A 13,242-nucleotide genomic window follows, 5' to 3' on the forward strand; every position below is an offset into this window, starting at 1 on the left:
CCTCTTAGTCCAGCGCGCGGTTGCGCGACTCCACGTCCACCGCCCAGATCGACACCGCGCCCGCCAGCAGCATGCTGGACAGCACCACCAGCGACAGCGTGAAATGGTTGGCCATCAGCGGCGCAATGATGGCCGGCGCGAACAGGCCACCAAAGCGCGCCACGGCGCCCGCCATGCCCATGCCGCTGGCGCGCAGGTCGGTCGGATAGACCTCGGGCGTGAAGGCGTACAGCGCGCCCCACGTGCCCAGCAGCGAAAAGCTCATGAGCAAGGTCGACCCCACCACCACCGACGGCGCGGTGCCCAGGCTGTACAGCATGCAGCCCACCGCGCTCAAGAGCAGGAAGCCGACCAGCGTGGGCTTGCGGCCCCAGCGCTCGACCCCATAGGCCGACAGCGCAAACCCGGGCAACTGAACCAGCGCCAGCAGCACCAGGAATTCCTGGCCGCGCATGAAGGCAAAGCCTTCGCTGCTGAGCTTGACGGGCAGGTACACAAACACACCGTAGTAGGCGATGGAAATCAACGCCCACGCCAGGAACAGCGCCAGGCTGCGGCGGCGGTAATCGGCCGAGAACAGAGCAGACAGCGGCTTGCGGGCCTGCAGTTCAGGTTGCAGCGCGGGAATCTCGGCGTCGCGGCCGTTGACCCGGGCCACCCGTTCGAGCACTTTGCGCGCCTGGTCCGATTTTCCATTGCGGTTCAGGTACATGGGCGATTCGGGAATGTAGAAACGCAGCGCCACGCCGATCAAGGCCGGCAGGCCGGTCACGAAGAAGATCACGCGCCAGGCGTCGTCGCCCCACGACACGGCGGCCAGCGCCAGCAACGCCAGGCAGATCGTGCCCACGGCCCAGAACGATTCCAGCAGCACCAGCCAGCGGCCGCGGCGGTCGCTGGGCAGGAATTCGGCCATCATGGTGTAGTCCACCGGCAGCGTGCCGCCCACGCCGATGCCCGTCACGAAGCGCAGCAACAGCAGCCAGCTCAGTTCCGGCGCAAAGGCCGACGCCACACCCGCGCAGGCGTCGATGACGACCGCCATCATCAGCACCGGCCGGCGGCCGATGCGGTCGGCCAGGCGGCCGAACACGAAGGCGCCGATCAGCATGCCGACGAAGAACGCGGTGCCGGTCTGCAAGGCTTGCGGCACGGTCACGCCAAACGTCTTGGCGATCGACGGCGCCGAAAAGCCGATCGACAGCACCTGCATCGCATCCGCCAGCCAGACCAGGCCGAAGATCACGAACAAGCGGTACTGGAATTTCCCGACACCCGCTAGCTGGATGCCTTTTTCCACGGAAACAAATGAACCTGTCATGAGAGGACTCCCCTTGTATTGAGCGAATTCAACGGCGCAAGCGTTCCCCTCGGCGCCAAATCCGGGCCGATACGAGCCGCATGTTCATGGCTGTGCAGCATGGCCGGCGGCATGTGCACAGTGGCGGGCAGATATGCCCTGGTGCTTCCCCTTGCTGCTACGGCGCGTGCTCGCGCAGCGTGCTAATCATCTTCATATCCACTGGCCAGTGCTTTTCCTCCGGCGCAAACCGCTCGCGCAAATATTCGATCAAGTCCGCCACCTGCCGATCGTCCAGGCTGTCCTTGAAGCCGGGCATGTAGCCCAGCTCATCGTTGGCGGGCGCCTGGATGCCGTGCAGGATCACCTGGATCAGGTTGTCCGGCGTGGCGGCATGCAGATTGGTGTTCAGGCCCAGCAGCGGCTTGGCGCCGAACAGCGTGGGGCCGCTGCCTGCCTCGTGACAGGCGGCGCAGGCATTCTGGTAGAGACGTTCGCCCTTGGCGTTGCGCACCTGGCCGGACAGGTCGGCAAAGGGGGCCGGCGGCGAAAGCGGGGCAGGCACGGCAACAACGGGCGCGGGTTCCGCAACCGCCTGAACCGCCGCCCCCGCGGGCCTGGGCAGATCCATCAAGTACGTCGCAATCGCCCGCACATCGCTCTCGGGCAGTTCCGCCAGCCCGTGGATCACGGGCGCCATCGGCCCCGCGGCCACGCCATGCCGGGGCGAATAGCCCGTGCGCAGGTATTGGGTCAGGCCTTCGCGGGTCCAGGGCAGCTTGCCGTCGGCCAGCCGGTTCAGCGGCGGCGCGGTCCAGCCTTCGGCCTCGCCGCCGGCCAGGTAATCCAGGCCGCCCTTTTCCGCACCCAGCGCATTGCGCGGCGAATGGCAGGCGGCGCAATGGCCGGCGCCCTGCACCAGGTAGGCGCCGCGGTTCCATTCAAGGCTGTAGTCGGGATCGGGCGTATACGGCGCGGCGTCGTGGAACAGCAGGTTCCAGCCGGCGATCATCGGGCGCAGGTTGTACGGAAACGCCAGCCGGGTCTCGGGCGGCGTGGATGCCACCGCCGGCTGCGACATCAGGTAGCCATACAGCGCCTGCATGTCGGCGTCGGTGAGCTTGGCGAAAGCCGTGTACGGAAACGCCGGGTACAACTGGCGGCCGTCCTGGTGAATGCCTTGCCGCATGGCGCGATCAAAGGCCGCAAATGACCAGCGGCCGATGCCGGTGTCGTGGTCCGGCGTGATGTTGGTGGAATACACCGTGCCGAAGGGCGTTTCCAGCGCAAAACCGCCGGCATTGGGCGCGCCGCCCGGCGCCGTATGGCAGACCACGCAATCGCCAGCCGCCGCCACCAGCCGGCCGCGCGCGATGGCCTGCGGGGAATACAGCGACACATCCGGCCCTGCCGTCAGCGGCAACGCCGGCTTGGCCGGCCACGCCATGACGGCCAGGCCCGCCAGCCCGGCCGCCGCGGCCGTGGCCCAGCCCCAGCTGCGGCGCCACAGTTTTCCCGCGGGCGCGGTCTCGCGTCCGGCCAGCGCCAGGCGCAGTTGTTCGGACCGGAACGGCGCCTGGCGCAAGCGCACGCCGGTAGCGTCCTGGATGGCATTGGCGATGGCGGCCGCGGCGGGCAGCGTCATCACACCGTCCAGCGCCAGGCGCCCCTGCGTCAACGGGCCTACCGTGTTGGCGTCAAGGCCGGTCAGGTCGTTGCGCGCCTCGCGGGCGGTCAGCGCGTGGGTGGCCGACGCGGCCGAGTCTGGCACCGACGCTGCCGTCGCCCCCCAGTCGTCAAAGGCCGCGGGCGCGGCCAGCAGCCGCCGCGCATCTTCCAGGCATTGCGGCGCTTGATGCGTGATCTCTCGTTGCATCGGCGCGCCCTGCGCCGCTTGCAGATGCCGGCTGTCGTGGCCGGCCACCACGCGGGTCACTTCGATATGGCCGGTCTGCGGCTGCACGGCCACTTCGGCCACCCAGGCGCTCCACACCATCTGGTCGGCGCCCGTGTCATCCACACCCTGCGCCGCGGCGGTGGCGAAGCCGCGGCCCCACAAGCGGCCGTCGGCCCCCTGGGCCATGCCGCCGCCGATGACCGACGCCTGTTCGGCCACCTGCATGGCCAGATCGCGGCCCGGGCCTTCCGGCAAGTGCTGCAAGCGCCACGCCAGCGGGTCCGCGCCCCGGGCCAGCGCCTGCTCGTGCCACAGGCTTTCCTGTGCGAACACCTGCGCGGCATTCAGGTCGTGCACCCCGGCGTGCACGGGTGCCGACGCCGACCGGGGCGACTGCACGGCGAAATCGGTGCGTACCGTGGCCTGCGCGCTGGCCGAGGCGATGCTCGGCTGGCTCAGCAGGCGGGCCAGGCTGGGGCGCACGGCCCAGGGCGCGTCCGCCACGAAACCCTGGTGTGCCGGTTGCCCACGCGGCATGTCCGGCGCGGCGACGGCGGCGCGCGCCACATCGGTTGGCATTGCCGGGGCAACGTCTGCGGCGTCACTGTTCGTGGGATCGATGACGGTCGCAGGCGCCGCCGCCTGCGCCACCCGCAACGCGAGTTCACCGCCCGCGACGGCCACACACGCGACGCTCACCGGCCGGCCAATGGCCTGTGACAGCAGCGCCGCGTCCGCGGCGGCATCCAGCACGCTCAACGGATGCGGGGGCTGGCTGTCGCCGGCAGCCGCATCGTCATGCCACACCGTCAGGCCGATGACGGCTTCGGGACATTGCAGCAACTGGGCCAATTCGCGCCGAACCTGGCGCTGCACGTCCGGCGCGCAGGCCGGCACCCAAGCGCCCACGTGGCCGTTCAGGCACCAGACGGCGACGCGCGCAGCGGGATGATTGTCATCGGCCGGCACACGCCAGCGATACGCATCCTCGTCGACGTCGCCCGCCGGAGCATGAACGGTCGGATTTCTGTCGGCGGCAAGCCAGACCGGATTCAAGCCGGCCACCGCCTGGCGCGCCTGCAACGGCGACGCCGCGATCACGCCTGCAAAGTGCCCCTGGTGCACCACCGCCACCACGCCCGCCATCTTCCTGGCCCCCGCCAGGTCGATGCTGGCCAGGCCGCGCCCGCGATAACGCGCACCGTCCCAGGCCGCATCGGGGGCACGCAGGGCCAGGCCATGCAGCGTGTCGGGCGGCAACGTGGCGGGCAGGCCGCCCGACAACGTCACCGAGGCGTGCAAGGGCTGATTCATGCCGCCCCGCCCGAGGTGCCGGCCGGCAGGGCCTTGGCCGCTTCCGCCTTCAATTGCACGGCCCGCCATGCGGCCTGCATGATTTCCACATGCGTGCCGCAGCGGCACAGGTTGTGATGCAGTTCGCTGCGCAGGTCCGCTTCGGACGGCTGCGGATTGCGGCGCAGCAGCGCCTCGACCGTCATGATCATGCCGTTCAGGCAATAGCCGCACTGCGCCGCCTGGCAGTCGATGAACGCCTGCTGCGTGGGCCCGGGCTGCTCGCGCGTGCCCAGGCCTTCCAGCGTGGTCACTTGCCGCCCCTGCGCCGCCCGCACCGGAATCACGCAGGAACGCGCCGCCATGCCGTCGATCAATACCGTGCAGGCGCCGCATTCGCCCAGTCCGCAGCCGTACTTGGGGCCATTCAGTTCCAGATCGTTGCGCAGCACGTGCAGCAGCGCCGTGTCGGGCGCGGTCGGCACCTCGCAGGCGCGGCCATTGACCCGCAGGCGGATGGGCGAAACGGCACAGTCGGAATTGGCGGGGGTTCCCATGGCTTGGCAGGTCTTCAGGGTGGCGGCGGGCGGCGGCTGCGCGGGTCGGGGAAAACGGTTTTCCCCGAACCCGTAAAAATATCAGGCCACGGCCTTGGCCGCCGGGTCAACCAGCGGCACCGAGAACACGTCGTAGCCAAAGCACCACGACGGGTCCTCGTTGGTGCGCAGCCACGTATTGTCGTGCGAGATGCGCTGCACCTTGCTGGCGCGCTCGGCGCGGTTCGCCTCGTACAGCGCGAAGGCCAGTTCGTGGTTGTGCACGCCCACTTCCTTGAAGCAGCGCACCAGCATGGCGCCATCTTCGATGGCCATGGCCGCGCCTTGCGCCATGTGCGGCTTCATCGGGTGGCAGGCATCGCCCAGCAGCACCAGGCGGCCGCGGCTCCAGAGAGGCAGCGGGTCGCGTTCCAGCAGCGACCACTTGGTCACCTCCACGGTGGAGTCGATCAGCGCCTGCACCGTAGGATGCCAGCCCTGGAAGGCCTCGCGCATTTCTTCCTGGCTGCTGGCCAGCCAGCGGTCGTTCAGGTCCCAATGCTCGACCGGCACGCCCGTCACGTAATAGAGCTCGTCGCGCTTGCTGGTGACGAAGTAGACCATCATGTGGCGATCGTCGCTCCACCACTTCACGCAGTCGTCGAACGGCATCATGCCGGCCTTGACCTGGGGGGTGGGGAACACCGCGCGATGCGCCAGGTAGCCGGCGTACTTGGGCAATTCAGGGCCCAGCAGTTCCTCGCGAATGCACGAATTCACGCCATCGGCGCCGATCACGATGTCGGCCTCTTCCGAGGTGCCATCGGTGAAATGCATCACGACGACGTTCCCGCGGTCCTCGACCCGAGTCAGCTGCTTGCCATAGGCCATCACGCTGGACGGCAGCGCATCGATCAACAGGGCATGGAAGTCGCCGCGATGCACCGTGAGGTACGACGCGCCATAGTGCTTGACCGCGTAGTCGCCCAGGGGAATCTGCGCCAGCACATCGCCCGTTTCCCAATGACGGCTGTACCAGTAATCCGGATGCGAACCCTGCTCGTTCAGTGCGTCTTCGACGCCGATGCGGCGCAGGATCTTCATGACGTTGGGGCCCACGTGGATGCCGGCCCCCAGACGCGAAAAGCCCGGCGCCTGCTCATAGACGCGCACGTTCAGGCCTTCCTTGAGCAGCAGCGCAGCGGTGGCCGCGCCGCCAAGGCCGGCGCCGACAACGGCGATTCGAGGGGATTTGGACACGGATATCTCCTTGTAGCGTTTTGAAAATTAGCCCGTACACGCTTTAATTTTCGGGTCAGGCAGAGAACCAGGTTAATCGTGCCCACATAGTGTTTACCCTTCCAAACTTGCACCAATAAAGGGCAAATTAGGTGAAAACCATGATGAAACTCATGTTGGCGATTCGATTCGATGCCTGCAAGAATAGAGCGTATACGCTGTTTTTCAATTAATCGAAAACCCTAGCCTGCTCAACATCCCAGCCCGCTTAACGAGGCCATCCATGAATCCGCCCACCAGCACCTATCTCTACGGCGCCCACGTCCACGCCAACGGCATCCGCCAGCACTATCTGCGCTACGGCGGCGAACGCGCGGGCCGCGACGCGGTCATCGTCATTCCCGGCATCACCAGCCCCGCCGCCACCTGGGGCTTCGTCGCCGAACGCCTGGGCCGCCAGTTCGACACCTACGTGCTGGACGTGCGCGGCCGCGGCCTGACCTCATCCGGCCCCGACCTGGACTACGGCCTGGATGCGCAAGCCGCCGACGTCATCGCGCTGGCGCAGGCCCTGGGCCTGACGCGCTACGCGCTGGTCGGCCACTCCATGGGCGGGCGCATCGCCGTGCGCGCCGCCAGCCGGGCGCCGCAGGGGCTGACGCGCCAGGTCATCGTCGACCCGCCGGTGTCCGGCCCGGGCCGCCGCGCCTACCCCGCCAACCTGGCCTGGTACGTGGATTCCATCCGCCAGGCCACGCACGGCATGAGCGCGGAAGACATGCGCGCGTTCTGCCCCACCTGGACCGACGAACAGCGCGCCCTGCGGGCCCAGTGGCTGCACACCTGCTTCGAACCGGCCATCGTCCAGAGCTTCGAAGACTTCGGCCGCGACGACATCCACGCCAACCTGCCCGCCGTCACGGTGCCGCTGCTGCTCATGACCGCCGAGCGCGGCGGCGTGGTCGGCGATGACGACGTGGCCGAATGGCAGACCCTGGCGCCGCAGACCCAGCACGTCCGGGTGCCCGATGCCGGCCACATGATTCCCTGGGACAACGAAGCCGGTTTCCATGCCGCCCTGGGCGACTTCCTGGGCGCCAAGGTGGCCTGAGGCCGCACCGCCCCATTCTTTCGCGACCCTAGGAGCACGCCATGTCCGTGAGCGATACCGACCTGATCCACGCCTGGAAGCAGGTGCTGTCCCTTTCCCGGCTCGAACCCGGCCAGATCGTCACCGTGCTGACCGGCGCGGACACGCACCCGCAGACCCTGCGCTGCGCCATCGCCGCCGCCAGCGACATGCAGGCGCGCGTCAACCGGCTGGACCTGCCGCCCGTCAATGCCGAGAAATCGCTCAGCCGCGACTCGCTGGCCTACCTGGGCACCACGCCGCTGACCGGCAACCCGGCCGCCATCGCCGCGCTCAAGGCCAGCGACCTGGTGCTGGACCTGATGACGCTGCTGTTCTCGCCCGAACAGCATGAAATCCTGCAGACGGGCACCAAGATCCTGCTGGCCATCGAGCCGCCGGAAGTGCTGTGCCGGCTGGTGCCCACCGAGGCCGACCGGGCCCGCGTGCAGGCCGCCGCCAAGGAAATCGAAGCGGCCAGCCAGATGCGCATCACGTCCCGCGCCGGCACCGACCTGGTGTGCCGCCTGGGCGATTTTCCAGCGATCAGCGAATACGGCTTTGTCGACCAGCCCGGCCGCTGGGACCACTGGCCCAGCGGCTTCGTGCTGACCTGGCCCGACGAAGGCGCAAGCCAGGGCCGCGTCGTGCTCGACCGCGGCGACATCCTGCTGCCCATGAAGGACTACGTCACCGACCCCATCACGCTCAGCATCGAGAACGGCTACGTGGTCCGCATCGAAGGCGGCCTGCAGGCCGACCTGCTCAAGGAATACATGGCGTGCTACGAGGACCCCGAAGCCTACGCGGTCTCGCACATCGGCTGGGGCCTGCAACCCCGCGCGCACTGGTCGATGCTGGCCCACTACAACAAGGAAACCCACATCGGCATGGATGCGCGCGCCTTCGAAGGCAACTTCCTGTGGTCGATGGGGCCCAACAACGAGGCCGGCGGCCACCGCACCACCGCATGCCATATCGACATCCCGATGCGCCATTGCAGCGTTGCGCTCGATGGCCGCGCCGTCGTCATCGACGGCGTGGTGCAGGACGAAGCTGGCCTCTCGCGCGCCGCCCGCCGCAAGGAAACCCTATGACATCCACTTCCTCGACCCAGACCATTCCCGCCGACGGCGTTGCCGGTGATATCTCGGCCTATGCCCGCCAAGGCTTCGGCACGCCGCTGCCGTTGAAAGCGCCCTTCGGCCTGCTGATCATCGACTTCGTCAACGGTTTCGCCGACCCAGCCGTGTTCGGCGGCGGCAACATCCCCCCGGCGATTGCCCAGACCCGCCACCTGCTGGCTCATGCGCGCGAACAAGGCTGGCCGGTGGCGCACAGCCGCATCGTGTTCTCGGACGACGACGCTGACAGCAACATCTTCTGCCTGAAAGTGCCGGGCATGCTCACCCTGAAAGAAGACAGCCCGCACAGCGCCATCGTGCCCGAGCTGACGCCCGCCGCTGGCGAGTACGTGGTGCGCAAGAGCACGCCTTCCGCCTTCTTCGGCACCATGCTGGCGCCGTGGCTGGCGCAGCGCGGCGTGCAGACGCTGCTGGTGGCCGGCTGCGTCACCAGCGGCTGCGTGCGTGCCAGCGTGGTCGACGCCATGCAGTCAGGCTTCCGGCCGCTGGTCGTGTCCGACTGCTGCGGCGACCGCGCCCTGGGCCCGCACGAAAGCAACCTGTTCGACATGGCGCAGAAATACGCCGCGGTCATGCCGCTGGCCCAGGCGCTGGCCGACACACGCGCCGTGGCGGGTTGACCCCGATTCTGGCGCCCGCAATTGTCGGCATAATCAGCCCCTGGCCCGGAACGTCGCCGCTTCATGAACCTGCCCCAGCCCCACGCGCTGCACGCCGCCCTGCTCGAGCATCCCGATGCCTTGCTGGTGGTGCGCAAGCCGTCGGCCCCGCCCAAGCCCGCCCCCGGACAACCGGGGACGGCCTCCGATTACGTCCAGGACACGCCCGAGATCTTCGTAGCCGTGATCGCCCAGGACGCCCAGCCGGGCTGGCGCGCCGCCGCCTTCAATGGGCATGTGGACCTGGGCACGGGCATTCGTACTTCGCTGGCCCAGATAGTGGCGGAAGAACTCGAGGTGCCGCTGCCGCAGCTGGACATGGTGCTGGGGCACACCAGCGCCGTCCCCAACCAGGGACCGACCATCGCCAGCGCCAGCATCCAGATATCCGCCGTGCCGCTGCGCCGCGCCGCGGCCCAGGCGCGTGAACACCTGCTGACGCTGGCGGCCGGGCGCTGGGGCGTCAGCGCCGATGCGCTGTGTGCGCGCGACGGCGTGGTGCGCTTCGCGCAAGGCGACGACACGCGCACGCTGCACTACGGCGAGTTGCTGCGGGGCCAGCACGTGCGGCTGGAACTGGCCGCGCCCGACCAGCCCGTCAAGCTCAAGCCCGCCGCCGAATACCGTATCGTCGGCCAGGGCGCCGCCCGCGTGGACATCCCCGCCAAGGCCACCGGCGAACTCAGTTTCGTGCACGACGTGCGCGTGCCGGGCATGCGCCACGGCCGCGTCATCCGCCCGCCGCATCCCGGCCGCGACGCGGGCGACTTCATCGGCCGCTGCCTGATCGACGTGGATCGCGCATCGGTCGCCCACCTGCCCGGCCATGTCCAGGTGGTGGTGCAAGGCGATTTCATCGGCGTGGTGGCCGATCGCGAAGAACAGGCCATCGCCGCGATGCGGGCGCTGAAGGTGCGCTGGCACCCCGTACCGCCCGCGCCCGACCTGAGCGACCTGGCCCGGGCCATCCGCGCCAACCCGGCCCGCGCCCGCGTGCTGATCGACGACCCGGGCCTGGACGACGCCTGTACCGCCGCGGCGCACCGCCTTGAACGCCACTATGTCTGGCCGTACCAGATGCATGCGTCCATCGGCCCGTCGTGCGCCGTGGCCGACTGCCGCGATGGCCGGCTGACGGTCTGGGCCGGCACCCAGAACCCGCACATGCTGCGCACCGACCTGGACCGCCTGGTGAAACTGGGCGAAGGCAACATCGACATCGTCCGCCTGGAAGCCGCCGGCTGCTATGGCCGCAACTGCGCCGACGATGTCTGCGCGGACGCCGCCCTGCTGGCCATCGCAACGGGCACGCCGGTGCGCGTGCAACTGACCCGCGAGCAGGAACACCAGTGGGAACCCAAGGGCACGGGCCAGCTCATGGACGTGGCCGCCGCCATCGATGCCGACGGCAACCTGCTGGCCTATGACTTCGGCGTGCGCTACCCGTCCAACGACGCGCCCCTGCTCGCCCTGTTGCTGACGGGCGGCGTGTCCGGCGAGCCGCGCACCCTGGAAATGGGCGACCGCACCGCCGCGCCGCCCTACCGCTACGCGCATCGGCGCATCGTCTGCCACGACATGGCGCCGATCATGCGCGCATCCTGGCTGCGCGGCGTGTCGGCACTGCCCAACTCGTTCGCGCACGACTGCATGATCGACGAACTGGCCCACACGGCCGGCGAAGACCCCGTCGACTACCGCACCCGCCATCTGGACGACCGCCGCGCCGTCGACCTCATCGAGGCCACCGCTGCCCGCGCCGGCTGGCGCCGCCAAACGCCCGGCAGCCGCGGCCAGCCGGGCGCCGATGGCCTGCTGCACGGCCGCGGCGTGGCCTACGCCCGCTATGTGCACAGCAAATTCCCCGGCTTCGGCGCCGCCTGGGCCGCCTGGGTCATCGACCTGCGCGTGCACCCCGACAGCGGCCGCATCCGCATCGACCGTATCGTGGTCGGCCAGGACACCGGCATGGTGGTCAACCCCGACGGCGTGCGCCACCAGATCCACGGCAACATCAACCAGACGCTCAGCCGCTGCCTGCTTGAGAAGGTGGACTTCAACGAGGCCGGCGTGGCCAGCCGCGAATGGGGCGGCTACCCCATCATCGGCTTCAAGGACCTGCCGCCCATCGACGTGCTGCTGATGCCCCGCCAGGACGAACCGCCGATGGGCGCGGGCGAATCCGCGTCGGTGCCAGGGCCAGCCGCCATCGCCAACGCCTTGTTCGATGCCACCGGCCGGCGCTTCTATGCCGCCCCCTTCACGCCCGACGCCGTGCGCGCCGTGCTCAACGCGTGAGACGACGATGATCGACATCAACCTGCTGGTTCTCGAAAAAGCCGTTGCCTGGCACAACGCCGGCCTGCCCGTCTGGCTGGTCACCGTGGCGCGAACGTGGGGCTCGTCGCCCCGCCCGCCCGGCTCCATCATGGCGATCAACGGGCAGGGCCAGGTAGCCGGCTCGGTGTCCGGCGGCTGCATCGAAGACGATCTGCTGGACCGCATCCGCGAAGGCCGCTTGCAGGCCTGCCCCGGCGGTGCGCCCACCGAAGTCGTGCGCTACGGCGTGCAGGCCGACGACGCGCATCGCTTCGGCCTGCCCTGCGGCGGCACGATAGAACTGGTGCTCGAATGCGTCGGGCCGCAAAGCCAGTTGCCCGCGCTGCTTGAAGGCTGCCGCCAACGGCGCTGCCTGGAACGCCACCTGGACCTGGAAACCGGCCACGCCATGCTGCAGGACGGTCCGCCCGACGGCATGCCGCAACTGACCCGGTCCGCGCTGGTGTCCCACTTCGGCCCCACCGCCCGCCTCATCGTGATCGGCGCGGGCGACACGTCCCGCTTCCTGTGCCAGATTGCCCTGACGCTGGGTTTCGAGATCATCGTCTGCGATCCCCGCGACGCGCACGACGACACCTGGCGGCCCGAAGGCATTGCCTACACCCGCGAGATGCCCGACGACCTGATCCTGCGGCTGCAACCCGACCGGCGCACCGCCGTGGTCGCGCTGACGCACGACCCCAAGCTCGACGACCTGGCGCTGATCGACGCCGTGCAGTCCGACGCGTTCTATATCGGCGCCATCGGCTCGCGCAGAAACAGCCAGCATCGCCGCGAGCGCCTGCGCGAACACTTCGGCATGACGGATGCCGACCTCGCCCGATTGCGCGGCCCGGCCGGCATTTATATCGGCAGCAAGACCCCCGCCGAAATTGCCCTGTCCATCATGGCCGAAGTGGTGGCCGCGAAGAATGGCGCCGAGCGTTCCGGCCTGGAAAACGTAGCGGACGGCAAGGCACGTGTGCACCATGCAGGTCACGCCGACACCCTGACGCAAGACAGCGTCTGCGGCCTGTAGGCACGCCATGACGCCGCCCATCGCCGCCACCATCCTGGCCGCAGGCCAGGGTTCCCGCCTGGGTGGCCGGCCCAAGACGGCGCTGCTTGTCGACGGCGCCAGCCTGCTCGAACGCTTGGCGGCGGCGTTGCGCGCCAACGGCATTGCGTCCGTCAGCGTCGTCATCGGCCCGTATGCCGACATCTTGTTGCCCCTGGCCGCAAGAGGCGCCATCCATCCGTTGGCGCATCCAGAGCGCAACAGCAGCCTCATCGACTCGCAACGGCTGGCCCTGGCGGCGCACGCCCAGGCCCGCCCTGACCATGACCTGATGCTGCTGGTGGGCGACTTGCCGCTGCTGGACAGCCATGCCGTGCAGGCCTTGGTACGCCATTGGCACGCCAGGCCGCCCGGCATCGATATCCTGCAGCCCGTCGTCGAAGGCGTGCGTGGCCACCCGGTCATCCTCTCGGCGCACAGTGCCGCAACCGCCAACGGCTTGCCGCCCGAGCTGGGGATACGCGACTGGATGCAGCAACAGCGCGACCGGGTGGCGCCTTTCCCAAGCGACCAACGCGCGTATGTGACGGACCTGGATACGCCCGAGGACGTCGACGCACTGCGTCACACGCTGCACCCGTTGACGGTGGCGTGGCCGGCGTCGATACAGGCATAGATCGCCCCATCGCCCGGGCACACCCGCCGCA

Annotated in this window: 10 protein-coding genes; 6 read left to right on the forward strand and 4 right to left on the reverse strand. The window is 68.9% G+C overall.

Annotation, left to right across the window (positions count from 1 at the left end; translation table 11 throughout):
• Positions 1-4: 4 nt before the first annotated feature.
• The 4 genes from HV798_RS06260 to HV798_RS06275 all read right to left on the reverse strand — a co-directional run bounded on the left by HV798_RS06260 (position 5) and on the right by HV798_RS06275 (position 6,286).
• A complete protein-coding gene (locus HV798_RS06260; RefSeq protein WP_175191615.1) occupies positions 5-1,321 on the reverse strand; it encodes an MFS transporter in 1,317 nt (438 codons plus the stop codon).
• A 157-nt stretch (positions 1,322-1,478) separates the two neighbouring features.
• Positions 1,479-4,511 (reverse strand): molybdopterin-dependent oxidoreductase, encoded by a 3,033-nt coding sequence (locus HV798_RS06265; protein WP_175216344.1) that lies wholly within the window; start codon positions 4,509-4,511, stop codon positions 1,479-1,481.
• The gene (locus HV798_RS06270) at positions 4,508-5,047 is read right to left on the reverse strand and encodes a (2Fe-2S)-binding protein (protein ID WP_175191613.1); all 540 of its coding nucleotides are present in this window, start codon (positions 5,045-5,047) and stop codon (positions 4,508-4,510) included. The genes HV798_RS06265 and HV798_RS06270 overlap by 4 nt, the downstream gene beginning before the upstream one ends.
• An 81-nt stretch (positions 5,048-5,128) precedes the next feature.
• Complete coding sequence (locus HV798_RS06275; protein WP_175191612.1) at positions 5,129-6,286, reverse strand: FAD-dependent monooxygenase; 1,158 nt, start codon at positions 6,284-6,286, stop codon at positions 5,129-5,131.
• Positions 6,287-6,548: 262 nt separating this feature from the next.
• Here HV798_RS06275 and HV798_RS06280 point away from each other — a divergent pair, with 262 nt between their 5' ends.
• The 6 genes from HV798_RS06280 to HV798_RS06305 all read left to right on the forward strand — a co-directional run bounded on the left by HV798_RS06280 (position 6,549) and on the right by HV798_RS06305 (position 13,211).
• Positions 6,549-7,376, forward strand: a complete 828-nt coding sequence (locus HV798_RS06280; protein WP_175191611.1) for an alpha/beta fold hydrolase — start codon at positions 6,549-6,551, stop codon at positions 7,374-7,376.
• A 41-nt stretch (positions 7,377-7,417) separates the two neighbouring features.
• A complete protein-coding gene (locus HV798_RS06285) occupies positions 7,418-8,491 on the forward strand; it encodes a 2,5-dihydroxypyridine 5,6-dioxygenase NicX family protein (protein ID WP_175191610.1) in 1,074 nt (357 codons plus the stop codon).
• Positions 8,488-9,159 (forward strand): isochorismatase family protein, encoded by a 672-nt coding sequence (locus HV798_RS06290; protein WP_175191609.1) that lies wholly within the window; start codon positions 8,488-8,490, stop codon positions 9,157-9,159. The genes HV798_RS06285 and HV798_RS06290 overlap by 4 nt, the downstream gene beginning before the upstream one ends.
• A 63-nt stretch (positions 9,160-9,222) precedes the next feature.
• Positions 9,223-11,496: a xanthine dehydrogenase family protein molybdopterin-binding subunit gene (locus HV798_RS06295; protein WP_175191608.1), complete on the forward strand. Its 2,274-nt coding sequence runs from the start codon at positions 9,223-9,225 to the stop codon at positions 11,494-11,496.
• 7 nt (positions 11,497-11,503) lie between these two features.
• On the forward strand, positions 11,504-12,556 hold the full coding sequence (locus HV798_RS06300) for an XdhC family protein (protein ID WP_175191607.1): 1,053 nt from the start codon (positions 11,504-11,506) through the stop codon (positions 12,554-12,556).
• 7 nt (positions 12,557-12,563) lie between these two features.
• Entirely contained in the window at positions 12,564-13,211 is a 648-nt protein-coding gene (locus HV798_RS06305; protein WP_175191606.1) for a nucleotidyltransferase family protein, read from the forward strand.
• The last annotated feature ends 31 nt before the right edge of the window (positions 13,212-13,242 follow it).

Origin of the sequence: Achromobacter deleyi (genome assembly GCF_902859705.1) — a bacterium.
Taxonomy (GTDB): Bacteria; Pseudomonadota; Gammaproteobacteria; order Burkholderiales; family Burkholderiaceae_B; genus Achromobacter; species Achromobacter deleyi.